Annotated in this window: 19 protein-coding genes; 4 read left to right on the top strand and 15 right to left on the bottom strand. The window is 44.9% G+C overall.

Going from position 1 to position 25,792, the window contains the following annotated elements; all coding sequences use genetic code 11:
• Positions 1 to 36: 36 nt before the first annotated feature.
• The gene (locus PLE34_RS09835; protein WP_324556337.1) at positions 37 to 1,191 is read left to right on the top strand and encodes a redoxin domain-containing protein; all 1,155 of its coding nucleotides are present in this window, start codon (positions 37 to 39) and stop codon (positions 1,189 to 1,191) included.
• A gap of 87 nt (positions 1,192 to 1,278) precedes the next feature.
• Here PLE34_RS09835 and nth read toward each other — a convergent pair whose 3' ends face one another.
• The 7 genes from nth to PLE34_RS09870 form a co-directional block, all read right to left on the bottom strand.
• Positions 1,279 to 1,935 carry an endonuclease III gene (gene nth, locus PLE34_RS09840; RefSeq protein WP_324556340.1) on the bottom strand — a complete coding sequence of 219 codons (657 nt, stop codon included), beginning with the start codon at positions 1,933 to 1,935 and terminating at the stop codon, positions 1,279 to 1,281.
• 50 nt (positions 1,936 to 1,985) lie between these two features.
• The gene (locus tag PLE34_RS09845; RefSeq protein WP_324556342.1) at positions 1,986 to 2,219 is read right to left on the bottom strand and encodes a hypothetical protein; all 234 of its coding nucleotides are present in this window, start codon (positions 2,217 to 2,219) and stop codon (positions 1,986 to 1,988) included.
• A gap of 177 nt (positions 2,220 to 2,396) precedes the next feature.
• On the bottom strand, positions 2,397 to 2,693 hold the full coding sequence (locus PLE34_RS09850; RefSeq protein WP_324556344.1) for an FtsB family cell division protein: 297 nt from the start codon (positions 2,691 to 2,693) through the stop codon (positions 2,397 to 2,399).
• A gap of 51 nt (positions 2,694 to 2,744) precedes the next feature.
• A complete protein-coding gene (gene eno / locus PLE34_RS09855; protein WP_324556346.1) occupies positions 2,745 to 4,034 on the bottom strand; it encodes a phosphopyruvate hydratase in 1,290 nt (429 codons plus the stop codon).
• Positions 4,035 to 4,107: 73 nt separating this feature from the next.
• Positions 4,108 to 5,025 carry an ATP-binding cassette domain-containing protein gene (locus PLE34_RS09860; protein ID WP_324556348.1) on the bottom strand — a complete coding sequence of 306 codons (918 nt, stop codon included), beginning with the start codon at positions 5,023 to 5,025 and terminating at the stop codon, positions 4,108 to 4,110.
• A gap of 23 nt (positions 5,026 to 5,048) precedes the next feature.
• Positions 5,049 to 5,276 carry a DUF6814 family protein gene (locus PLE34_RS09865; protein WP_324556350.1) on the bottom strand — a complete coding sequence of 76 codons (228 nt, stop codon included), beginning with the start codon at positions 5,274 to 5,276 and terminating at the stop codon, positions 5,049 to 5,051.
• A gap of 50 nt (positions 5,277 to 5,326) precedes the next feature.
• Positions 5,327 to 6,862 carry an MFS transporter gene (locus tag PLE34_RS09870; protein WP_324556352.1) on the bottom strand — a complete coding sequence of 512 codons (1,536 nt, stop codon included), beginning with the start codon at positions 6,860 to 6,862 and terminating at the stop codon, positions 5,327 to 5,329.
• 267 nt (positions 6,863 to 7,129) lie between these two features.
• On the opposite strand from PLE34_RS09870, the gene acs reads away from it, so the two are divergent.
• Positions 7,130 to 9,061 carry an acetate--CoA ligase gene (gene acs / locus PLE34_RS09875; protein WP_324556354.1) on the top strand — a complete coding sequence of 644 codons (1,932 nt, stop codon included), beginning with the start codon at positions 7,130 to 7,132 and terminating at the stop codon, positions 9,059 to 9,061.
• 22 nt (positions 9,062 to 9,083) lie between these two features.
• Here the strand turns inward: acs and PLE34_RS09880 are convergent, their stop codons facing one another.
• The 5 genes from PLE34_RS09880 to PLE34_RS09900 form a co-directional block, all read right to left on the bottom strand.
• Entirely contained in the window at positions 9,084 to 10,160 is a 1,077-nt protein-coding gene (locus tag PLE34_RS09880) for an ABC transporter substrate-binding protein (protein ID WP_324556357.1), read from the bottom strand.
• A 146-nt stretch (positions 10,161 to 10,306) separates the two neighbouring features.
• Positions 10,307 to 11,026, bottom strand: coding sequence for an ABC transporter ATP-binding protein (locus PLE34_RS09885; protein ID WP_324556360.1), 720 nt, complete (start codon positions 11,024 to 11,026; stop codon positions 10,307 to 10,309).
• Entirely contained in the window at positions 11,016 to 11,804 is a 789-nt protein-coding gene (locus PLE34_RS09890) for an ABC transporter permease (protein WP_324556362.1), read from the bottom strand. Before PLE34_RS09890 ends, PLE34_RS09885 begins: the two co-directional genes overlap by 11 nt.
• Positions 11,805 to 12,013: 209 nt before the next feature.
• Positions 12,014 to 13,852, bottom strand: a complete 1,839-nt coding sequence (locus PLE34_RS09895) for an acyl-CoA dehydrogenase FadE (protein ID WP_324556364.1) — start codon at positions 13,850 to 13,852, stop codon at positions 12,014 to 12,016.
• Positions 13,853 to 13,891: 39 nt separating this feature from the next.
• On the bottom strand, positions 13,892 to 14,332 hold the full coding sequence (locus PLE34_RS09900) for a MarR family winged helix-turn-helix transcriptional regulator (RefSeq protein WP_324556366.1): 441 nt from the start codon (positions 14,330 to 14,332) through the stop codon (positions 13,892 to 13,894).
• Between the two features lie 223 nt (positions 14,333 to 14,555).
• Here PLE34_RS09900 and PLE34_RS09905 point away from each other — a divergent pair, with 223 nt between their 5' ends.
• Both PLE34_RS09905 and PLE34_RS09910 read left to right on the top strand, forming a co-directional pair.
• Positions 14,556 to 17,726 carry a SusC/RagA family TonB-linked outer membrane protein gene (locus PLE34_RS09905; RefSeq protein WP_324556369.1) on the top strand — a complete coding sequence of 1,057 codons (3,171 nt, stop codon included), beginning with the start codon at positions 14,556 to 14,558 and terminating at the stop codon, positions 17,724 to 17,726.
• A 19-nt stretch (positions 17,727 to 17,745) separates the two neighbouring features.
• Positions 17,746 to 19,320 carry a SusD/RagB family nutrient-binding outer membrane lipoprotein gene (locus PLE34_RS09910; RefSeq protein ID WP_324556372.1) on the top strand — a complete coding sequence of 525 codons (1,575 nt, stop codon included), beginning with the start codon at positions 17,746 to 17,748 and terminating at the stop codon, positions 19,318 to 19,320.
• 79 nt (positions 19,321 to 19,399) lie between these two features.
• On the opposite strand, the gene PLE34_RS09915 is transcribed toward PLE34_RS09910, so the two are convergent.
• The 3 genes from PLE34_RS09915 to PLE34_RS09925 all read right to left on the bottom strand — a co-directional run bounded on the left by PLE34_RS09915 (position 19,400) and on the right by PLE34_RS09925 (position 25,717).
• Positions 19,400 to 20,827: a glycoside hydrolase family 30 protein gene (locus tag PLE34_RS09915; RefSeq protein WP_324556374.1), complete on the bottom strand. Its 1,428-nt coding sequence runs from the start codon at positions 20,825 to 20,827 to the stop codon at positions 19,400 to 19,402.
• 74 nt (positions 20,828 to 20,901) lie between these two features.
• Positions 20,902 to 22,386: a RagB/SusD family nutrient uptake outer membrane protein gene (locus PLE34_RS09920; protein WP_324556375.1), complete on the bottom strand. Its 1,485-nt coding sequence runs from the start codon at positions 22,384 to 22,386 to the stop codon at positions 20,902 to 20,904.
• Positions 22,387 to 22,444: 58 nt separating this feature from the next.
• Positions 22,445 to 25,717: a TonB-dependent receptor gene (locus PLE34_RS09925; protein WP_324556378.1), complete on the bottom strand. Its 3,273-nt coding sequence runs from the start codon at positions 25,715 to 25,717 to the stop codon at positions 22,445 to 22,447.
• Positions 25,718 to 25,792 lie beyond the last annotated feature (75 nt).

Below are 25,792 nucleotides of genomic sequence, written 5' to 3' on the forward strand. Positions count from 1 at the left end.
CAGTAAACCACAAACAATAAACTTCTTACTTTTTTCATGAAACCAATTATACTTTTTCTATTCATCCTGGCGCCTTTTTTTATTGCGGCCCAAACCAATACGGGCAGCAGGTTTACCTTATCAGGAAAGCTTAAAAAGATGAAGAATACCGCTGCGTGGGTATACCTGTATTACGTGGCGGATAATAACAGGATTGCCGATAGCGCACAGGTAGAAAAAAACAGGTACCGGTTCACAGGCAATATCAGTGAGCCTGTGTTATCACGCTTAAGCGTAAAATACAAACAAGGGATAACCGGTGAAGCGGCAACCGTAAATATAGAAAAGAATCTGGCAACGCTTTTTTTATCCTCCGGCAGGCTTAAGGTAACAAGCGTAGATTCTTTTTCCAATATCCGGGTAAAAGGATCTGCTGCGCATACAGACTATAAAAAACTGGAGTTGCTGACCCGGCCGTTTAACGACACGATGCAGGCCTTGTCTGCTGCTTATAACCAATACCGTAATGATGGCAATGCCACCCGGATGAAACAGATTGAAGACCAGGCGGCCATCCTCGAAAAGGGTATTAAAAATGATTTTCAGTCATTTATCAGTACACACCCGGCATCGCCGGTATCGCTGCTCCTGTTGCAGCAATATGCCGGCAATGATATCAATTTTAGTGAGATTGAACCCTTATTTAACCAACTTTCCGCGGCAGTAAAAGCATATCCTTCCGCAATACAGTTTAAAGAAAGGCTGGATATGGCCAAAAGAACCAGCATCGGGCAAATGGCAACCGACTTTACACAGAACGACACCCTGGGCAACCCGGTAAGCCTTTCCTCCCTGAGGGGAAAATACCTGCTGGTTGATTTCTGGGCAAGCTGGTGCGGTCCCTGCCGGATGGAAAACCCTAACGTGGTAAACGCCTTTAATGCTTATAAGAATAAAGGTTTTTTTGTATTAGGCGTTTCGCTCGACAAGCCGGGGGCTAAAGCTGCCTGGCTGAAAGCCATTCATGATGATAACCTTACCTGGACGCACGTAAGCGACCTGCAGTTCTGGAATAATGCCGCGGCCCAATTATATGGCATCCAGTCTATACCTCAAAACCTGCTGCTCGACCCCACAGGTAAGATCATTGGCAAAAATTTAAGGGGGCAGGACCTGCACAATAAGCTGGAGGAAGTGCTGGGAGGGAAATGAGTTGGGGAATGTGAAAATGAGGAAACTTCAAACCTGCCAAGCCGGCCTACAGGTTTGGTTCTTGTTATTTGTCTCTTAGCGCACTTTTTAGATACTGGTCTTTGGCGCTATATGCTTCTGATAATACTTACAAACCGGCCGCAGTCCGCATATATCGCATTTCGGATTGCGGGCAACACAAATATACCGGCCATGCAGTATTAACCAGTGGTGCGCTTTATGGATCATTTCGGTTGGAATATTTTTGATGAGCTGCCTTTCTGCAGCCAGGGGTGTTTTTGCATTATGGGTTAACCCGATCCGTGCGGCAACCCTGAAAACATGCGTATCAACAGCCATATTGGGCTGCTGATCTATAACAGAAGTAATTACATTGGCCGTTTTTCTTCCAACACCGGGTAATTGTATGAGTTCCTCAACGGTTAATGGCACTTCGCCGGCAAATTTTTCCATTAGCATATTGGCCATGCCAATGAGGTGCCTGGTTTTATTGTTGGGATAAGAAATACTTTTAATGTAAGGAAAAAGTTCATCAAAACCTGCTTTTGCAAGCTGCCCGGGACCGGGGTATTTTTCGAAGAGGGCAGGGGTGGTAAGGTTAACTCTTTTGTCGGTACATTGGGCAGATAAGATTACCGCTACCAAAAGCTGGTAAGGATTATCATATATCAATTCTGTTTCTGCATTGGGTGCATGCTGGCGGAACCAGTTCAGCGTATAGGCATACCTTTCTTTTTGTGTCATTGGAAATTTTCCTGATAACCCAAAAATAAGCTAAGTGGCTGAAAAACAAATTAATGTTGTTCAACTTCTTTACTAATGCCGGCATAGCGGAGCAGTGACTGTATTACAGAAGGACGTGGAGACTGGTGGATCGTATTGAGCCCTTCTATAGCCCTTTTAAGCACCTCGAACTTCTCACGTAAGGTCCAGTCTGTCTCCAAAGCAAGCTGTATAGCAGCAGTTTCTTCGGCTGAGGTTTCTTTGTAAAGGAATCGTATCATGTTTTCAGGTGTATAAATATCCATGCGCCATTCATTTTTGAATTCACAATAATCTCAATTATACGGTTCTTAGGATATTCAGATATCAATACGGATTAATGGTGTTCTCTGGGTGTTTGTCAACGGGTGGGAATAAAGTTGCTTCTTATTAAACGGGGCGGGGGAAGAGATATTGTGAAAAAGCACAAAAGTTTAGTAAAATTATTTTTCGTCTATAATAAATACGTCTTCATTATCTCTTTTCATCAAATATTTTTCTCTTGCCGCTTTTTCTAAAGAGGCGGGGTCATTATCCAGCTCAGAAAGCTCCTTTCGCATGGCTTCAATCTGCTCCGTATAATAAGCCTTTCCCTTTTCCAACTGTTTCAGTTCGCCTGTTCTTTCCATCTGCACAAACAGGTCATTATGATCGAAGAAAACCAGCCATACCGTAAATACCAGCAGGGTAAGTCCGTACTTGTTTTTTAACCACGCGGGTATGTGCTTGATGTACTTCATGATCTGTAAGCGATATCAGGTGTCAGGTATGAGGTGTCGGGCATACCAACCTTATTTTCCAAAAATAATCTTTCCGTTTGGATAAACTGCATTCTCTCCCAGAGCCTCTTCAATCCGGATCAGTTGGTTGTATTTAGCCAGCCGGTCGGTTCTGGAAGCGCTGCCGGTTTTAATCTGACCGCAATTTAAAGCAACAGCCAGGTCGGCAATGGTGGTATCTTCCGTTTCACCGCTCCTGTGGCTCATGATAGTAGTATACCCGCTTGCCTGGGCCAGTTGCACGGCATTTATCGTTTCCGTGATCGTACCTATCTGGTTAACTTTAATCAATATGCTGTTGGCAATACCCTTATCAATACCTTCCTGCAAGCGCTTAACATTGGTTACAAACAAGTCATCACCCACCAACTGGCATTTGCTGCCAATTTCGTTTGTTAGCTTTTTCCATCCATCCCAGTCATCTTCCGCCATGCCATCTTCAATAGATACAATAGGATATTTGCTAACCCAATTGCTCCAGTAGGCTACCATTTCATCGCTGCTGATGGTTTTGCCGCTGCTTTTGTAAAATTTATAGGACTGGCTGCCTTCGTCAAACATTTCGGTACTGGCCGCATCCATAGCAATGGCTATCTGATCGCCTGCCTTATAACCGGAAGCCTCAATGGCCTGCAATACGGTTTCAATAGCTTCATCATTACTTTGAATATCGGGTGCAAAACCGCCTTCATCTCCCACATTGGTGCTGTATCCTTTTTTCTTCAGTACCGATTTAAGGTTGTGAAACACTTCCACTCCCCAGCGTAATCCCTCACTAAAGGAAGGCGCTCCTACCGGAACGATCATAAATTCCTGGAAGTCTATTTTATTATCGGCGTGCACACCGCCATTCAGAATATTCATTAAAGGCATGGGCAGTACCGTAGCATTTACACCTCCCAAATAGCGGTATAAAGGTAAATTACATTCCTGCGCTGCTGCTTTGGCAATAGCCATTGAAACGGCAAGGGTAGCGTTAGCGCCTAATCTCGCTTTATTGTCCGTACCGTCAATTTTTATTAAAAGGTTGTCAATATGCGCTTGTTTGGTTACATCAACGCCAATTAACTGATCCGCTATAATATCATTTACATTTTTTACCGCTTTCAAAACCCCTTTGCCCTGGTATATGCTTTTATCGCCATCTCTCAGCTCTACGGCTTCATGTTTGCCCGTGGAAGCGCCTGAAGGAACGGCAGCCCTTCCTACCAAACCATTTTCAGTAATTACATCTACTTCAACAGTAGGATTTCCGCGGCTATCTAAAATTTGTCGGGCATGAATATCTGATATGAAAGACATAGAAAATGATTTACGTGTAGTTGTTTTTTTGCAAAGAAACGGTTTTCAATTTTGGTTGCAAAACAAAGTGCGGTTATTGTTCATTTTTGCCTGTTAATTCCTTAAATACCGTTTCTAAGCTTTGGCTTTCGCTTTGCATAGCAATGATATCGAGGTCGTGCTGCAGGGCCAATTCCCTTAATTGCCTGCGAAGGAGTTCAGGATTGTTTGCCGAGAACTGGTATTTTGTATCCGACAGCATTTGCACCTGTGCCGGCTCAAAGGTGGGAATAAATATCCCGGGTGGTACATTATGGGCAAACTCAACCCGTATGCGCTGCATGTTTCCTTTGCCGGCCTGCAGGCCGGCCACCGTATCGTCTGCCACCAGCTCTCCTTTATTGATAATGATAACCCTGCTGCATACGGCTTCTACTTCCTGTAATATATGTGAAGAAAAAAGAACGGTTTTATTTTCACCCTGCTGCCTTATTACTTCTCTTATTTCCACAATCTGGTTCGGGTCGAGGCCGGTGGTAGGCTCATCGAGGATAAGCACTTCAGGATCATAGATCAGGGCAGCGGCTAATCCTACCCTTTGCTTATACCCTTTTGAAAGCTGCCCTACTTTTTTTTGCTGCTCGGGGCCTAATCCTACCATTTCAATGGCATGATTAATGGCCGCTCTTTTATTAGTAAGCCCGTGCACCCCGGCAATGAATCCGAGGTATTCTCTTATATACATATCATAATATAAGGGATTGGATTCGGGCAGGTACCCGATCTTCTTTTTTATTGCTAAAGGATAGCTGGCAACGTTGAGATCGCAAACTATAGCTTCACCGGAGGTTGGCTTAAGATAGCCGGTCAGCATCTTCATGGTGGTAGATTTACCCGCACCATTGGGTCCTAAAAAACCAACGATCTCTCCCTTGTTTACAGAAAACGAGATATCGTTCACCGCCTTTTGCTCACCGTAAACTTTATGCAGATTTTTTACCCGGATTGACATGCAACAAAAATAAGCACTCCTTTTTACATTTGTCTTTTATACTCTTCTTTCCAGGCATACCACCCAAATATGCATAAACCGATAGCAATAGGTATAAATACAATAACAAATACGCCCCATTGTACTTTAGTATCTGTTACAGGATGCAGTGCAATTTGATGCAGGGCCGTTTTAATAAGATAAAACATAGACAACGGAGCCATCAGCATCCATATAAGCCCCATCCATTTCCGTAACCGGTTCATCATCATGTTAGTTGCTTAAGCTGTGAAGGTATTTTATATATAATGGTTTTGTTTGTTTAGTCACTTACATCAGGATCCGCTTTATTACTGATATACACCATCCCGATAATAAGGCACACAAAAGAAATGATGATGGGATACATCAATCCTACCAGCTTATCTCCCGTGTTTATTGTAGTTAATAATAAAGCAATGAAAGGTGTTAGCCCGCCAAACACGCCATTACCGATATGATAAGGCAGCGACATGGAGGTATAGCGGATACGCGTGGGAAACATCTCCACTAAAAAGGCGGCTATGGGTCCGTATACCATCGTAACAAAAATGACCTGCACAAATATGAGGAACACAAATTTCCAGTAAACCGTTGTTGACAGTTTCTTCTCTGTATAAACAGGCGCAGCATCCGCCACGGGTTTTGATGCCCCCACAAAAACCGTATCCCTGCTTTTTTGCGTATAGGCGAAACCATCGGCAAAGGTTTTTACCATGCTGGTAGTAGTGATGGTTTGTTCGTTGATCTCATCCGTATGAATAACAGGTTCGCTTACGCTTACAGGCGTTTGCGTTTGATACGTGGTAATATCGGAAAGATCAAGGAATTGCTGGTAAATGGGCCTGTAAAAGATAATGGCCAGGAACATACCCGCCATCATGATCCATTTTCTTCCCACCTTATCGCTCCATGATCCAAACACCACAAAAAACGGAGTAGCGAAAAGGATAGCCCATATCAGCATCGTTCGTGATTGCTCAAAATCTACTTTACAAACGGTTTCAATAAAGCTTTGCGCGTAAAACTGGCCGGTATACCACACCACACCCTGTCCCATGGTGGCGCCAAACAAAGCCAGTAAAACCATTTTAAGATTGGTTTTGTGTCCAAAACTTTCCTTAAGCGGGTTAACCGACACCTTCCCTTCCGATTTGAGCCGGGAGAACAGGGGCGATTCATTCATCTTTAAACGGATATAAATAGAAACCCCCACGAGAACAATGGAAACCAAAAATGGTATACGCCAGCCCCAGTCATTAAATTTTTGAATAGAAACATTGATATCACTGTCTAACCCGTGCCGCACCAGCAGTATTACACCCAGCGAAACAAAGAGCCCTAATGTAGCCGTGGTTTGTATCCATGATGTATAATAGCCCCGTTTACCGGGCGGCGCATGTTCGGCAACGTAAGTAGCCGCGCCGCCATATTCGCCGCCTAAGGCCAGCCCCTGCAGCAGGCGGAGCAACAGCACAATAACCGGAGCTGCAAAGCCAATGCTTTCATAAGAGGGTACCAGCCCTATGGCAAAAGTAGAGCCGCCCATAATGATAAGCGTAAGCAGAAAGGTGTATTTGCGCCCAACCAGGTCGCCCAGCCGCCCAAATACCAAAGCGCCGAAAGGCCGTACAATAAAGCCCGCCGCAAAAGTAGCCAGGGTAGATAGTAACGCGGCCGTTGGATTGGTTTGAGGAAAAAACTGCGTGGCAATTACCGTAGCCAGGCTGCCAAAAATATAAAAATCGTACCATTCAATGAGCGTTCCAACCGAAGAAGCGCCGATAACTTTCCAGATACCTTTGGGGGATGTTGACATTATACGCAGGCAAATTAGGGGATGAATATACTAAACCTGAAGTTGCGGGCAAAAGGAAAATTGAGCATATGCCTTTTAATAACCATTGTTAGTTGCAACGGCACTACCGGTAACGGATGCCCTATAATGTGCTGATTGTATGGGGAAACCTGCTGCTATAACTCCGGAGAACGGTAGTGAAAGAGAAAATTTATTGCAGGTCATGTATATTCAACTGAATGTGGTTAATTTAGCCCTTCCGAATATGAACTAAAATTGCATCGCTATATGTCTTACCCCTATCAGTTAAAAAGCATTGAAGCTTACAGGGCAGCTTACAAAAAAAGTGTTGAAGATCCCGAATCCTTTTGGACGGGAATTGCTGAAAATTTTACATGGAGAAAAAAGTGGGATAAAGTACTGAACTGGAATTTTAAAGATCCCAAAATAGAATGGTTTGCAGGTGGTAAATTAAATATCACTGAAAATTGTTTAGACCGCCACCTGGAAACCCTCGGCGACAAGCCCGCCATTATCTGGGAATCTAACGATCCGGAAGAAAGAACCAGGGTGGTTACATATGAAAGGCTCCACAAAAGGGTATGCCAGTTTGCCCAGGTGCTCAAAAACAATGGCATAAAAAAAGGCGACCGGGTTTGTATTTATATGGGCATGATACCCGAGCTGGCTTACGCGGTATTGGCCTGCGCAAGGATCGGCGCTATCCATAGCGTGATCTTCGGCGGCTTTTCTGCCCGCAGCATTGCCGACAGGCTGGAGGATACCAGATCGGAATGTATCGTTACCTGCGATGGCGCTTACCGGGGCGGAAAAGATATACCTTTAAAAAGCGTGATTGATGACGCGCTGGTAGGAAATAACCTCGTAAAAAAAGTAATTGTATATACCCGTACCAGGATCCCCGTTAGCATGATAAAAGGCCGCGATGTGTGGTGGGAAGATGAAATGCTGAAAGTAACAGATACCCTGCCTGTAGAAAGTTTTGGCGATGCGGAAGTGATGGATGCCGAAGATCCCCTGTTTATTTTGTATACCTCCGGCAGCACCGGCAAGCCCAAAGGCGTGGTGCATACTACCGCCGGTTATATGGTATGGACCAACTACACTTTTGTAAATACTTTCCAGTACCAGCCCGGACAGGTGCATTTTTGTACAGCGGATATCGGCTGGATTACCGGGCATAGCTATATTCTTTACGGGCCGTTAAGCGCCGGCGCCACCAGTTTGATGTTTGAAGGTATCCCCACCTGGCCCGATGCCGGCAGGTTTTGGGATATTGTTGATAAATACAAGGTAGATATTTTATATACTGCGCCTACGGCTATCCGCAGTTTAATGGGCTTTGGGCTAGACCCGTTAAAAGACAAAGACCTTTCTTCATTAAAAGTACTGGGGTCGGTTGGCGAACCCATTAATGAAGAGGCCTGGAACTGGTATAATGAGCATGTAGGAAAAAAACGCTGCCCTATTGTAGATACCTGGTGGCAAACCGAAAATGGCGGCATATTAATTTCCAATCTCGCCGGAGTAACGCCCGCCCGGCCTTCCTGGGCTACGCTGCCATTGCCGGGTGTACAGCCAGTGCTGGTTGATGAGAATGGAAAAGAAGTAACCCAAAAAGATGAAGAAGGTTTTTATAAAGGCAATTTATGCATGAAAGCCCCCTGGCCGGGAATGCTGAGAACAACCTATGGCGACCATGAACGCTGCCGCACCACCTATTTTGCGGCTTATCCCAACTTATATTTCACCGGTGATGGCGCCTTAAAAGATGAAGAAGGCAATTATCGTATAACCGGCAGGGTAGATGATGTACTGAATGTTAGCGGCCACCGTATTGGAACCGCTGAAGTGGAAAACGCTATTAATATGCATGCCAGTGTGGTAGAAAGCGCGGTGGTGGGTTACCCGCATCCCATCAAAGGGCTCGGCATTTACGCCTACGTAATCGTAACCGGTTTTCACGGAGACGAGGAAAGAACCCGGCAGGATATCATTCAAACCGTTTCGCGGCTTATTGGCCCTATTGCCAAACCCGATAAAATACAATTTGTAACCGGCCTGCCCAAAACGCGCAGCGGCAAGATCATGCGGCGTATTTTACGGAAAATAGCAGAAGGTGAGCTGGATAAAGTAGGCGATACTTCCACCCTGCTTGACCCTGCGGTGGTGGATGGTATTAAAGCAGGAAAATTATAAGCAGCAAATGATGCAGTACCGTTTAATGCTTTGAAGGGTCGGGTATCCATGCTTCGTCAATGGGGGCAGGCGTTATTACCCGCGGTACAAATTTGCGATCTATCAGCTCATCCATCGGGATGTTTTTTGTGAGCAGCTTTAACTTTATTCCCTGGTCCTGTATTTGCTGCAGGTCTTCATCTGTAGGCGTAAGTTCCAGGTAGCTTACCCGCCTGGGGTCGGAGGTTAATACATAGTTCAATACCTTTTCATCCTGCCTGAAATAGGGAGACGCAAGTTTGGCGGCTTCTGCCCGGTGTGTTTCGGCCCATGCGCCCGATTCCGCTATACCTCTTACCAGATCTTCTACCACACCCGGGTTTTGCCGTATCAGGTCTTCGTGCACTACCAGCGCACAGGAAATGAAGTTGGGCCAAATGTCGCGGGCATAGTATAAAACCCTTCCTATTCCATCTAATTCGGCTTTGGCACAAAACGGCTCGCCTACAATAAAGGCGTCAATGGCACCCGAAGCAAGTGAAGTAGGCATATCGGGCGGCGGCAATATTATAAATTCAATATCGTTGGGCTGCATACCAAAATCCTCCATCAGCTTGTGTATTACAAAATGCTGGTTACTGTAGAGGCTTGGTATTGCCATTTTCTTTCCTCTCAAATCTTTCAGGCTTCTTGCTTTGCTGTTTTTCGCTACAATCAGCTCTGTGCCATCTCTATGTCCGAGGTAGCAAATCTTCACCGGCACACCCTGCTCCCTAAGTTTCATGGCCAGCGGAACGATCATAAAAGTAGCCTGTACCTGTTTGGCTTCCAGCGCGCTTACTACTGTGGGAAAATCAGAAAAAACTCTTGAATTAAAATTGGTGTTGGTTTGCGTGGTTTTAGAAGCAAAATCTGTAACCGGGCAGGTAAGATGACAGGTAACCGGCAGGTAACCCACTGTTAGCTCGCGGGTAGCTTTTTTGTTAATTCCTTCATGTATAACATCTCTTGCAGAAGCTGCGCCGTTTTTTTTCCAGGGTTTATAACGCAGCAAGGCCAGGGTTGTTAAAACAACCACTACACCCAGTATCAATTTGCTAAAAGTAAATTTATTCGCCATCCGGTTTTCTGTGAACTCAAATTTAGTTTAATTATTTTTGTGGCCAATGGCAATTTGATGCTCTGTACCGGGATGGGTACCTTACAGCAGTTTTTATTTTCTATTCAGCAACGCCGTTCACAATGCAAAGCAGGCGTGTTGTATTGCTACAGCCCCAATATGTGTAATATTTCCTTCATGGCTTCAATAACTGAGTTGTCCGTAAGGGCTCTCGGGCGTGCTGTATGGATCAGCAATTCCCTGCAAATGGTTGCCGGGCGGCTGGACAATACCAGAACTCTGTCTGCCAATTGTGCGGCTTCTTCAATGTCGTGGGTTACAAAAACAACGGTACGCGGGCGCTGCTTTAAAATTCTTACCAGCTCCGAGCGCATCCGCAGCCTTGTTTGATAATCCAGGGCAGAAAAAGGTTCATCCATTAATAAAATATCCGACTGACCGGCCAGGGCTCTCGCCAGTTCCACGCGCTGGCGCATTCCTCCCGATAGTTCATGCGGGTAATGACCTTCAAAACCCTCCAGGTGAATCAATTCCACCAGTTCTTTCTTTTCCTTTTTGCGCTGTGAAATATCATCAATCGTTTGTAAACCCATCTCTATATTTTCCTCCACGGTGAGCCAGGGAAAAAGCCCGTCTTGCTGGTATACCGTTCGTATAATACCTGTTCTGTGCACCGTGCCGGAAACAGGTTGTATATAACCGGAGAGCAGGTTCAATATTGTTGTTTTGCCACAACCGGAAGGACCCACCAGCATAACCACCTCACCGGCATTCACCTGTAAGCTCAGTTGGTTCAATACCCCGGTAGCGCCATATCTGTGCGACACGTTTTGTAATACCAGGCTTACATTGTTTTTACCGCTCATATCCCCATCTTACGTTTGGAAGTTTAGTTAATTGGTACAGCAACCTGTCTATACCCATGCCCAGTACGCCAATCACTATCATATAACATACCGCCGAGTCAAGCCGTAATCCGTTCCTGGCTTCCCAGATACCATAGCCCAGGCCATCCTGGCAGCCTACCATTTCCGCTGCTACAATTACTATCCACGAAATTCCGTAGCTCACGCGCAGTGCGGTTATTACCTGTGGCAGAACAGAAGGAAAGATAACTTTTGTGAGCAAATTACGGCCGGTATAATTATAATCTTTCGCTACCCTGAAATAAATACTTGGTATAGTGGCTACGGCAGACATGGTAGCCAGTGCCAACGGGAAAAACGTGGCCATAAATATCAGGAATACTGCCGGTTTATCGCCAATATGGAACCAGAGTATGGCAAAGGGTATCCATGCCAGGGGAGATAAGAAACGGAAGAAATTCAGCATGGGTACAAAAGCCTTCCTGGCATACAAATGTTGACCCAGCCATAACCCCAATGGGAGACCCAATGCTGCCGATAGTACAAAACCAATTGCCACCCGCCACAGGGAAGCAATGATATCATTTATTAAACGCCCGGCCAGGAACTCTTCCTTAAAGCTTTTTATTACGGCTGCGGGCGATGGCATTGCATATGCCGGAAAGAGATCAATATAAGAGGCAAGAGCCCATAATAATATTACAGTTGCCAGTACGATAACTGGTAATAAAATGTGGATTGCTTTTTTTTTACGGATTGCCTTTTCCGCGTTTATCATAAATATCCTGATTTAGGTGCAATGGTCAATTTCCTAAAGCTGAAAATAAGCAGAATATACGAATATGCACCAGGAATGCCCTGAGCAAACAATGGGTTGCAACAAAAGCTGTCTGAAAATGACAGGTACACCCTTAAGTAATAGAATAGAAGCATAGAGATTGCAAAAGCGCATTCTCTTCTCCACTGCAATATTTATTGGTTAATTGCTCAGGACAAAGCGTATTTATTATCTGCAATCAGCTTATCCGCTATACGTCTCCTGGCATCTTTGCTGTTAAAAGGTTCCGCTTTGGTAAAGCGTTTTACGCCCAGCAGCATCATGCGCTGCTCATCTCCTTCGGCAAATGCGTTTATGGCATCGCGACCGCTTTTGTTTACCCTGTCGGCAGTATCGTACAGGTATGTTTTAGCGATATCCATGTATAGTGCAGCAGCCGGCTCACCCTGCTTACCCGCTATTTTGACGGCTCTTAACAATGCGCTCTCGGCATGAAAAACGTTAATCGCCATATCAGCAATGTTCATCAGGATCTCCTGTTCGCTTTCAATTTTCATCATCAGCTTTTGCACGGCAGCGCCGGCTACCATCAAAATCGCTTTTTTCATACTGGCAATCAGCTTCAGCTCTTTTGCAAAATCGCCATCATCACTACTGCCAAAATCAGGAATGCTCATCAGCTCTTTTTGTACCGCTGTAGCGGGGCCCATCAGATCCAGCCTTCCCTTCATTGCCCGCTTCAATACCATATCTACCGTGAGTAAACGGTTTATTTCATTTGTTCCTTCAAAAATGCGGTTGATGCGGCTGTCGCGGTAAGCCCTTGATATAATATATTCAGCGCTGAACCCGTTACCGCCGTGTATCTGAACGCCTTCATCCACTACAAAATCCAGCGCTTCACTGCCAAACACCTTAAGCATCGCGCATTCTATGGCATATTCTTCCGCGCCTGCCAGCAGGGCTTCGCTGAAAGGTTTTCCTTCCTGCACTAATTCCTGTTCTTTGTCGTCAATCCATTTTGCCGTTCTGTACAATGCGCTTTCGGCTACCCATATGCGTATAGCCATTTCCGCCATCTTGTGCTTCATAGCGCCAAACTGCGCTATAGGCTGCTTAAATTGTTCGCGGGTATTAGCATATTGTATGGCGGTAGTTGCGGCTCCCTTTGCTCCACCCAGCGCTGCGGCGCATAATTTTAAGCGGCCGATATTCAGGATATTAAAAGCAATGATATGCCCTTTGCCAATTTCGCCCAGTACATTTTCTGCCGGCACTTTTGCATCCTGGAAATAAAGCTGAACAGTGGAAGAACCTTTGATGCCCATTTTATGCTCCTCAGGTCCCTGTGTAAATCCTTCGGTATCACGGTTTACTATAAACGCCGTAAATCCTGCCTTGCCGCCTGCCTGTCCGGTAGGCAGGGCAGGCAGGTTATCGCCATCCACTTTAGCGAATACGGTATACACATCGGCAAAGCCGCCGTTGGTGATCCAGCATTTTTGCCCGTTTAGTAAATAATATTTACCATCACTGCTCAATTTGGCCGAAGTTTTGGCGCTAAGCGCGTCGCTGCCGCTATTAGGTTCCGTTAGTCCGTAAGATCCCTTCCATTCGCCGCTTGTTAGCTTAGGGATGTATTTTTCTTTTTGCGCGGGTGTTCCAAAATATAGTATAGGTAAAGTGCCGATACCCGTATGCGCGGCTATGGCCACAGAAAATGAAAAGCCGCTGCCCAGCCCCTCATTTACCAGGGTGGAGGTAACAAAATCTTTCCCTAATCCACCGTACTCCTCGGGTATGGACACACCCAGCAAGCCCTGTTCCCCTGCTTTGTCTAACAGGGAAGGCATTAAGCCCGGTTCCAGTTCATCAATACGCTCAATAATGGGAAGCACTTCGGTGGAAACAAAAGAGGTGCACATTTCCATGATCATCTTTTGTTCCTCGCTGAAATCTTCAGGTGTAAAAATGTCTCCCGGCTGGCTTTCCCTGATGATCCATTCACCACCTTTGAATACAGCAGGGGCTGGTGCTACAGTGCTCATACGTTAAATTTTTTATGTTAAGCAATAATGAATATTTTCTTATTTCAGATTATCGTACACTCTTTGTAAAACAGACTTGCATATTTCTATCTCTTCGGCAGATACAGCAATGAGCGCTTCATTAAGCGTTTGATTGGCCATATCCATCGTTTGATCCCTGAGTACGGCAGCGGTTTCACTTAAATAGATACGATTGATGCGCCGGTCTTCCAGCGAAGCCACCCGTTTTACCAATTGCTGTTTTTCCAGATTATCTACCAGCCGTGTAATGCTGGGCTTATCCCTGAACGTGGCGCTGCATAATTCCTGCTGGCTGAGCCCGTCCTGCTTCCATAAATGATATAGAACGCTCCATTGCTCAATAGTAATATCTATGCCGTGCTGTTTAAAATTTTTTTGCAGCCGCCTTGCAATAGCCGTGGAAGCCACGCCTGTTATAAAACTGTATAATTCGCCTCTTTTAAATTGGTTGCCGGACATATAGTTAGTTATGCAACTAATTCAAAGCTATGTATTCTTACTGAATTATCTTCTCGTTTTTTGACATTATTGATCTAAGGTTTGATTTAAAATATAATATGTGTTAAAGCATTAACAGATTTTTTTCAAATTATTTAACATTATTTTATGGATCACTAAATATTTCCAATAACTTTATATGATCTACAACACACTATTATTTTATTACTAAAACTACTGTTTTATGGGAGTATCCTGTTTATTGGGATGGCAAATGGCCATACTCAGAAGCTCTTGCCAGGCTATCAAAAGAAGTTTTTTTACACTTTTATTCATTTGTTTTATTTCACCTCAATTATTTTCACAAAGCCGGGTAGTTACCGGGAAAGTTACCGATGATGTTGGCGCTCCTGTTGCTAATGTAACCGTGGCTGAAAAAGGAACCAACCAGGTTGTGCTAACCAATGAAGAAGGAAATTTTTCCATTACGGTTACCAGATCCAATGCTATTTTGGTATTTAGCTCGGTGGGCTATGAAACAGTTGAGCAATCAGCAGGCAATGGCGCTGTTGTAAATATCAGACTAAAGCAATCTGTTGGCGGATTGGAAGAAGTAGTAGTAACAGCATTGGGCATCAGGCGGGAGAAAAAAGCACTGACCTATGCGGCCCAAACCGTTAATGGTGATGAATTGCGAAAGGCAGCCAACACAAACTTTGTGGACGCCCTTAGCGGCAAAGCAGCGGGTCTTGATATCAAGATCAATGCTTCAGGACCCGGTGGTTCTACCAAAGCCGTGCTAAGAGGAAACAAATCCCTACTCGGCTTTAGCGAAGCGCTTTATGTAATTGACGGTATCCCAATGGTCAATAATAAGACTGGTCAGCCCGGATCTTACGGCGGCACTGATGGTGGTGATGGTCTTTCTACTATCAATCCTGCAGACATTGAAAGTGTCAGTATACTGCGTGGCGCTAATGCTTCTATCCTCTATGGCAGCCAGGGTGCCAATGGCGTGATCCTGATTACCACAAAAAAAGGAAGGTCAGGAAAGGTTTCGATAGACTTTAACTCCAGCACTATTTTCGATAAAGTAGCAAACCTTCCCAACTTTCAGTATCGTTACGGGTCAACAGGCGGAGACTACAGTTGGGTGTATCCAAAAATGAAAACTGCTACCGAACCCGGATTTGTGAATACAGATCTGATCAATATGTCAAAATCGCCGGTTCAAAATATTACATCAGACAATTATCAAAAGGATTATATAGATGATTTCTTCCGGGTGGGCGGTACCTACACCAATTCGGTAGCTATACACGGAGGCACTGATAAAACAACAGTGTATTTTTCATATGCCAATACCGCAGCAACCGGTGTAATGCCAACAAATACTTATATGAAGAATAATTTTGCGTTTAATCAAAGCACAAAATTACTGAACGACAAAATGGTCATAAGTTCAAATGTAATGCTCTCCTCAGAAAAATCAAAAAACCGGCCGGGTGCAGGTTATTATAACAACCCGCTTACCGGTCTGTTCTTATTTGGAAGAGACAGGGATTTCAACTACTACAAAAACAACTACCAGGTATTTGACAGTACCAGAAACCTGTATAAAATGAACTGGTATTCTACCGAAGAAAAACAAAACAACCCCTTTTGGGAGCTTAATAATGACCCCAAAGTTGCGACTTCCAAACGCGTTATTGCAAGCGTGAAACTATCCTATCAACTCGCTGACGATCTTAAGTTTGAAGTCAGGGGAAATATTGACTACAATGCTATTCAAAGAGACTATCGCTATGCTGCAGCCGGCAACTCGGTAAGTGTGAGTCCCAATGGCACCTGGTCTTATACCAAATATACAGACCAGTCTATTTATACCGATGGTATCCTGACCTATAATAAAAATTTCGGCAACTTTAGCCTTGCCGCATTAGCCGGACTGGCTTACCAGAAGAATACATTCAATGATGGTATGAATGTGGGTAATGGTACAAACCCATTACAATATCCTAACTTTTTTACGTTTGCCAATATTCCCAATAACGTAATGTTTAATAAAACGATTAACAAGACAACCAAACAGGGCGCATTCGCAAACGCAACCATAGGATTTAAAGACTTTGTATTTCTTGACCTTGCCGCTCGTAATGACTGGGCTTCTACGCTGGCGCTTACCGGTAATGAGTCCTACCTGTATCCTTCTATAGGAGCAAGCGCTATAATCAGCCAGATGGTTAATCTGCCTAAAGCAATTTCGTTCTTTAAATTACGGGCTTCCCTTAGCCAGACAGCAAATGAAGTACCTTTCAACGTGGTAAATCCCTGGAATTCAATTGGCGGAACAGGCAACCTGTCAACCGGCGTTGGAAGTATCAACAGGAATACGCAGGTACCTTTTACTAACCTGAAACCTGAAAAAATTGTAGGCAGCGAATATGGTACCGAAATACGCTTCCTGAATAACAGGCTCGGATTGGATTTTACGCTTTATAAGGATGTAAGCACCAACCAGTTTCTTACTTTAGCAGCGCCTTCAGGCTCAGGGTACACAATCTATTATATCAATGCGGGAAAGATCGTCAACAATGGATTTGAGCTTTCGGTGAACGCTGAACCCGTTCGCGGAGCCAATTTCAGTTGGAGCACTTCTGTTAACAGCTCACAAAATAAGAATAAAATCGTTGAGCTGATTGCTTCTAATCCCGATTACCAGGTAGGTGGCGATGATGAAGGTTTTGCATCTATTATCAAAGCCGGTGGTTCATTCAACGATGTATACATTTATAAATTTGCAAGAGATGATAAAGGTCAGATTATACTGACCGATAAGGAGGACGCAGCCCCTGTTCCAACAAAAGCCGCTAAACAGGAAAAAGTGGGTAATGTAAACCCTGATTTCCTGCTGGGGTGGAACAACAATTTTACATTCCATAATTTCTTTGCCGGCATATTGATCAATGGAAAATTTGGCGGGGTCGCTTTTTCTAAAACAGAAGCATTTCTCGATTCTTACGGCGTAAGCGAAAGAAGCGCCGAGGCAAGAGATCTGGGATATGTACCCATCCAGGCTGTTATGGGATCCACCGCAGTAACAAAACTTGACCCGGCAACATATTATTCGGCCATTGGCGACAGAAATAAAATTATGGAGCCTTACATATATTCAAGAACGAATGTGCGCTTAGGTCAATTGGTATTGGGCTATACCTTCCGGTCTAAAAACGCCAATCCTGTTTTCAAAGACGCTTCCATTTCCTTGATCGGAAGAAATTTGTTTTTCTTCTACAAAAAGGCTCCGTATGATCCTGAGCAGGCCATGAGCACAAACAACTCTATGCAATCAAATGATGTATTTAGTTTGCCCGCAACGAGACAGCTTGGCTTTAATGTGAAATTTACATTCTAAAATGGTTAAACTAATCAATATGAAATATTTAGTTATTGGAGTAGCATACCTGATTATATTCAGTTCTTGCACTAAAAGTTTTGAAAGCATCAATCAGAACCCGAACCAAATATCAGATGAGTTGCTGAAACAGGATTTTAACCTGGTAGGGTCTCCTTTTTCGGGGATGATCTTCAACCTGAACGGTCACCAGATTGAAGAAGACCTGTGTTATGACAATTGGATGGGGTTCATGGGCACCCCCACGGATTTTGTGGGCAATGTAAATAATACTACCTATTATATCCGATGGAACTCCTATTGGGGCCGCATATATGGCAGCATCATGTCGCCTGCAAAACAGGTTACTCAACTGGCAGAAGATAATAACCTGCCGCTTTTTGCAACCTGGGCTAAACTCATCCGTATTATAGGGATATCGAAGCTGACAGCCATTCACGGCCCGGTCATTTATACTAATTATGGCAGTACCGAGGCTTCTATTCTTTACGATAAAGAATCAGACCTGTATCCTTTATTCTTTAAGCAACTGGATACTATACAAGCCGATTTTGCAGCTAACCGCGATTACCCGGGTTTTAAAAAATTTGATCCTACTTTGTATGCAGGAAGCCTCTCCAAATGGATGAAGGTGGTTAATTCGCTTAGGTTAAGGCTGGCCATTCGCATATCAAAAGTAAGTCCTGACATGGCAAAAACAGAAGGAGAAAAGGCTTTGAGCGACCCTGCCGGTTTAATAGAGAGTAATGGAGACAATTTTACAAACTCACTTTTGGGGAACATTATGCCGGTAGCCCAGATCTGCTATCAGTGGGATGATACCCGTATGGGCGGAGTGATGGAATCGTTTATGGTTGGTTTAGGCGATGGCAGAATATCAAAATACTATGCACCTGTAACCGACCTTTCTTTGGTTGCCGACCATCCGTTGGTGCCTTATAAAGGGGTCCGCAATGGCGCTTACATTAACGCAAAAGCGGACCATGTTCCTTTCTCCAAAGTGTCTGATGATTTTAACAAGGTTCAAACCAGAAGAGACATTACGGCTGCAGAAGTGCTGTTTCTTAAGGCAGAAGCCGGTTTAAGAGGCTGGTCCGGCGCCGGCGACCCCAAGGAAAATTACGAAAATGGCATAAAGCAATCCTTTGCTGACTGGGGTGCCAGTGGTGTAGATGCTTACCTGGCAAACAGTACAGGCAAGCCAATTAATTATGTGGATCCGATTGATTCCCGCAATAGCTTTACGGCTGTCTCCACCATTACGGTAGCCTGGAACAATGCCGATAACAATGAGTTGAAGCTGGAAAAGATCCTTACGCAAAAATATCTTGCTGCCTTTACTCAAACGCTGGAAGCATGGGTAGATTTCAGGAGAACAGGGTATCCTAAAATACCACATGTTGCCAAGAACGACAGCAATGATGACTGGGGTATTATTCCTGCCAATCAGTGGATCAAAAGAATGCCATTTGTTAATGGTGAAAGAACCGGTAATGCCGCTGCTGTAGCAGACGCTGTAACAAAAATGGGACCGGGAGCTAAAGATGATATCGCTACCCGTTTATGGTGGGATACCGGTGGTCCGAACTTTTAATTTTATATTTAGTCAATTAATAAAAAAGGCTGTCTAACTTTTTGGACAGCCTTTTTTATTACGAACCTTTTAATAAATACTACCAAACATACGTTGCCACCGCACCGCCGTTTAGCATAGCAGAAGCCTGTTTGTTATTATATTTTATAGTAAATGACCGGGGCTGGTCTGTTTCATTTAAAACGATCAGCACTGTTTTTCCATCTGTATTTTTAAAAGCCACATTGGGTAATGCACTAAGCTGGCCAGACGCGATGCGAACAGCACCCGGCCGAACGAATTTTGACGCATGGGCAATAATATAATAAGCAGGATTTCGTGTAACCATATTTCCTTCTATGGTAAGTGCGCCCAAACATTGGGTGCAGCCACCGGGCGTATGGGGTTCAAGGTTAGTATTGGCAGCCAGGTTCCATTCTAAGGCCACGCGGCACCAGTTGCGCATAGCGCCGATAATTACATTTTTAATGTGCCAGTTGAGATCGCCTTTTATATTGCCCGGTGCGCCTATCCACTGCTCCGTAAAGTAAAGATGCTTATCCGGGTACGCGTTATGCAGCTGCGCTAAAGTATCAATATTGCCACCGTACAAATGAAAGGCGGCGCCATCCACATATTGCGCGGCATCGGCATCCTTATAAATCGTAGCCGGGTAATCGGGCCGGTCGGCATTGTGGTCGTACACGATAATTTTAGTGTTAATACCAGCCGCTTTAAATGCAGGACCGAGGCTTTGCTTTATGAAAGCGGCCTGCTCTTCTGCCTGCATCAGCAGGCTGGGGTTATTACCCGGGTGCAACGGCTCATTCTGCACTGTAACAGCATCAATGGCTATACCCTCGGCCTTCATTGCCTCAATATATTTCACAAAATATTTCGCGTAGGCATTATAATACGCCGGTTTCAGGCTCCCCCCAACTGTATTATTATTGGTTTTCATCCACGTGGGGGGCGACCATGGGGAGCCCAGTATTTTAATAGCAGGATTGATGGCCAGTATTTCTTTTAATACCGGGATGAGATGCACCTGGTCGGGCGCAATGCTGAATTTTTCCATTTGCTCATCTGTTTGTCCAGCAGGCAGATCATCATAGGAAAACACCCGGTCATCCAAATCGGAAGCGCCGATGCTTACGCGCAGGTAGCTAACACCAATATTATTACCATCTGTTGCAAATAGTTCCTTTAATAAGGTGGCACGGCCTGCAGCATCCATATTATGGAGATGCATGGCGCTTCCTCCCGTTAAAGTATAACCGAAGCCGTCAATGGTTTGAAAGGTTTTTGAATCATCCACATCAATAACCGCGTTTACATCCGGTATGTTATCTGCAAATAACAAGGCCGCCGGCTGTTCTTTAAACAACACACCGGCATCGGGGTCGGTAAGCCAAACGGCGGCTTCAGCTTTTAAGGTGTCTGCATCTCCGTTACGTTCACCGGGATTTGTTTTGCAGCCTGCTGCTGTTATCAATAACAGCAGGGCTGACAGAAAGTGCTTCGGCATATATGCATATCTTTAATAATCAACAATAAAACCTGTCAGGTCTGCCAGGCATGGGACCTTGCAGACCTGGCAGGTTAATAGCCCGGGTTTTGCGTAAGCCTGGGGTTACGGTCTATTTCATTCTGGGGCACAGGAAACAACAACCGGAATTCCTGTATCGGGTAATTGAGCGGTTCGTTGTTTGCTTTTTTTGCATTTTGCATTACCGCAAGCGTTCGGCCGGTTCTTTGCAGGTCAAACCAGCGGTAGCCTTCAAATGCCAGCTCTAATTGTCTTTCCTTTTCAATAGCCAGCCTGAGATCGGCCTGCGTGGCAGCAGTTGTGCTGGCTAACCCTACCCTGTTCCTGATCTTATTCAAATAAAACGGTGCACCGGAAGCATCATCCAACTGGTTAAGCTCGGTTAATGCCTCTGCTTTTAGCAAAAGTATATCGGCAAAACGGTAAATAATAAAATTACTTACATCTCCGCCGCGTACTTTATTGATCAGGGGGAGGTTATTCATCGGCCAATACGGGTCAACCCATTGTCCCGAATAATCCACCCATTGTATTGAACTGCTGAAGCGTACATCATCACCTTCTGCTTCAAAAGCCCTCACCAGGTCGTGTGAAGGCGTGTTGAACTTCGGCCAGCCGCCACCGATATACATGTCTTTTATCCATAGCCCGTAGGTTCCGCTTCCCCACCCTTCATAGGTGATTTCCCAAATAGACTCCGCTGAATTTTTATGCTGCCCGTCAAATAAATAATCGTAATCAGGGAGTAAAGCATAGCCGTCTGCAATAACAGCATCACAATACTGGTTCACTTTATCCCAGTCGTGCGGCTCAACAGTGGCATATACTTTAGCCAGCAGGGTATTCACCATTCCCTTGCCTATAATTTGTTTAAGCGGCGTTTGGCTGGTAGGGCGCACGCTGGCAAGCGCAAATTCCAGGTCAACGATAATGCTGTCGTACACAACGGCCATAGGCGACCGGGGTATGGCAACCGATTCAAAGATGGTTTTGGTATTGGTGGTTACAATAGGCTGCAATATCAGCGGCACATCTCCCCACAAACGTACCAGGTCAAAATAATTAATGGCCCTTAAAGCCCTCGCTTCTCCCAGTATCTGGTTCCTTCTTTCGGGGGTTAAAGCCGCATCGGTAGCCCTGGATACTTTATCAATGGTTTCATTCAGCTTACCAATGGAAGTATATAACCGGCTCCAGTTCCTTTCTACATTTCCATTTAAAGAATTAGTAGTAAACAGGTCTATGGCATGGTTGGCCGGGTTATCACTGCCTGCGTAGGCATTATCAGCCATGGCATCGCCGTTGGTGGTGCGGTCAAAAGCCCAGTATTCTTCACCATCCCAATACATATCGTTATACGCTCCACTTAATAGCTGTTCAGCTTCCGTTGCGGTAATGCTTCCTCCTGCATTGGGATCATCAATGGTTGAAGCGTCAATTTCGCCGATGGGTTTTTTGTCAAGCACTTTACTGCAACCGGTAATGAACAAAGCCGTTATCACCAGCAGGCAGCTACAATTTATTAATTTCTTTTTCATCGTTATTTTTTTAAATAATTGCTGCAAACAATTATTATTAAAGAATAGGATCATGCTGTTAGAATGTTACGTTCAGACCTATAATAAATGCCTTAGACTGCGGATAGGCGCCATAATCAATGCCCTGCGCAATATTCTTTACATTGCTGTTGCCGTCATTTCCATACGTGCTTACTTCCGGATCGAAGCCGGTGTACTGGGTAAAGGTTAAAACATTCTGACCCGTTACATACAACGAAGCATTGCTGATGGACATTCGCCTGAGAAAATCACTGTTGAACCGGTAGGACAGTGTAATGGCTTTCAAACGCAGGTAAGAACCATCTTCTAAGAAACGGCTTGAGATATAAGTGTTGGCCACATCGTTGCGGATAGCCCTGGGCACATCCGTGATATTGCCCGGGTTCTGCCACCTGTTTAATGTTACTGTTGTTTGATTACGCGAATCATACATACCCTCTGTTTCTATCCTTGCCCCGTTAAACAGGCTGTTGCCCTGTGAACCCTGGAAGAAAACAGACAGATCAATATTTTTAAAACTCACCGTATTGGTCATACCATAAATAAAGTCGGGCTGCGCGTTTCCGATAAAAGTACGGTCGCCGGGGTTGATCTCTCCGTTCTTATCCCTGTCTTCATACTGTACATTACCGGTTTGCGGATCAATGCCGGTTGCTACATATCCATAAAAAGATCCCAGCGGATAACCCGCTTTCACTAAGGAAGCATTACCCCGCTGGTAAATATCGCCCGAAGGGATCTGCACATTCGGATCATCGCCCAGATTCAGCACCTTATTGCGGTTGAAACCCATATTAAAATCCGTATTCCAGTTCCAGCTTTTACCTTTTATATTTTGGGTGGAGATATTAAATTCAAATCCCCTGTTCTCCATATCGCCCACGTTCAGTGAAATATAATCCAGCCCTGAAGTATTGGGGATAGGCATCCGCACCAGCACATCTTTTGTTTTCTTCCGGTACCAGTCTGCAGTAACCGCTATACGGGAATCCAAGAATGTTATATCCAGCCCTATGTTTACAGAAGTTGTTTTTTCCCAGGTTAGGCTTGGGTTAGCAAAGTTTACCAGCGTAAGGTCGCCGGTAACCGGGTTCTTATAATACCGTTTCATGTAATCATAATTGCCAATACCTTCCTGGTTGCCATTCATACCCCATCCTGCTCGCAATTTTAGCTCCTGTATATTGTTTACGTTCTCAAAAAAGCGTTCCGAAGATATGCGCCATCCTGCCGAGAATGAGGGAAATATGCCTGTTCTGTTATTTTCAGGAAATTTGGAAGAAGCATCTGCACGGAGATTACCTGTAAAAAGATAACGGTTATCGTATTCATAAGTTATACGCGCAATACCCGACACCAATCCCCATTCCGTTGCATACCCCGATGTATCGGGCTTGTTGCGTGCATGTTCCAGGATGTAATCAATGCCTTTGGCGGCGGTATCGCGGCCGAACTTGCCTGTATTGATGCTGGCAGGGTCATAGCGGGAGGTTTGGGTGGTAAAGCCGGCCATTGCCGAAAAGTTATGCAGCCCCAGCCGTTTGGTATAGGTAAGCGTTTGTTCCGTAAGCCAAACCGTTTCCTTCGATTTGGTACGCCCGGCTGTACCTTCCTGCTGGCGGCCATAGATCGTTAAAAAAGGATCGAGGATATTATAGCTATATCCATCTGTATAATCCAGCCCAAGCAATGATTTGAACGTTAGCCCGGGCATCAGCCTCACTTCCGCGCTGAAGTTTCCCAGGAACCGGTTGTCTCTGTTCCGCGACTTTGATCCCTCAATGGCGCCCAGCGGGTTTTCCCAACCCGAGTTCGGATTAATACCGATCGTGCCGTCGGGCGCATATTTGGGAACGGTGAATGGCGTTGTAAGCGCAGATAATACCACACCGCCTCTCGAGGAACTGGCATTATCGGTTACATCCCTGCTTACCGCGTTGGAAAAACTCAGGTTGGTGGAAAGTGTTAACCACGAAGTTGTTTTGTGGGTTAAATTGGCTCTTCCGGTGAACCGTTTAAAATAGGCGGGTTTGATCATCCCCGTTTGATCCATATAACCCAGCGAGAAATATTGCTTTAACTTATCGGTACCACCCGAAAGCGACAACTGGTAATTTTGTTCCACACCCGTACGAAAAACCTCATCGGGCCAATTCACATTATTGGCGGCTACCACCTCATCTGTAATGATATTGTCGTCATAGGCTTCATTGATCAGCGCCTGGTATTGCTTTCCGTTTAATACATCTAATGTATTGGTGGGTTTGGAAAAGCCTACATACGTATTTAGTCCCAGCTTCATTTTTTTGCCGCTTCCCTTTTTAGTAGTAATCAATACCACCCCGTTAGCTGCTCTTGCACCATAGATTGCTGCCGAAGAAGCGTCTTTGAGGATAGACATGGTTTCAATATCCGTTGGGTTAATGGAGCTGATGTCGGTAGTGGGTACCCCATCTACTACATATAAAGGATCATTGCCGGCACTGATCGAATTGGCGCCGCGTATGCGAACCGTCATGCCCGCACCGGGTTTGCCCGAAGGCTGCACTACCTGCACCCCCGCTGCCTTTCCCTGGATGGCCTGGGCGGCATTTATTACAGGGCGGTCGGCTATGTCTTTGGCAGATACGGTAGAAACCGCTCCCGTTATATTTTTTTTGGTCTGGCTTCCATATCCCACCACTATAATCTGGTCTAATTGCTTGTCTGAAGGCGTTAACTGCACATCAACCACATTCCTGCCTTTTATTTCAACTTCCAGGTCATTATGCCCGATATAGGAAAACACCAGCACCGCATTTTCTTCAGCCGTAACAGCATATGTACCGTTATTATCGGTAGCGGTTCCCGTTGTGGTATTTTTTACCTGAACGGTAACACCCGCCAACGCTTCTCCGCTGCCCCCGGTTACTTTTCCGGTAATACGTATGGGCTGGTTTGGCCTGTTACCCGCCAGTACCACTACAAGATTATTATCCAATAGCCTGTACGTAAGATCGGTATTTGAAAATAAAACGCCCAGTGTTTCCGCAAGGGAGGCATTCACAACCCGGATGTCAATTTTTTTCTTCAGGTCTGCCAGGTCATAATTGTATAAGAACCTGAACTGTCCTTCTTTTTCAATTTTGTGAATGGCTTTGCTGATCGCTGTTTTTTGAAGGTTAAGCGTAATGTTCCCCTGGCTGTACACTTTAGCCTGTATGTGGCTAAAGCTCAGTATGATCAGCAAAAAAGACAGCTTCATAACGATCAGGAATTTAATAAAAGAGGTAACCGTTGCACGGCTTCGCAGCAGTTTGTTTTTTTTCATACATTTATGCTTTAAGGTTAATAAATAAGAAACCTTACCACATGCCAGTGCGTATAAGCGTTTCTGTATTACCCG

Origin of the sequence: Agriterribacter sp. (genome assembly GCF_035445465.1) — a bacterium.
GTDB lineage: Bacteria > Bacteroidota > Bacteroidia > Chitinophagales > Chitinophagaceae > Agriterribacter.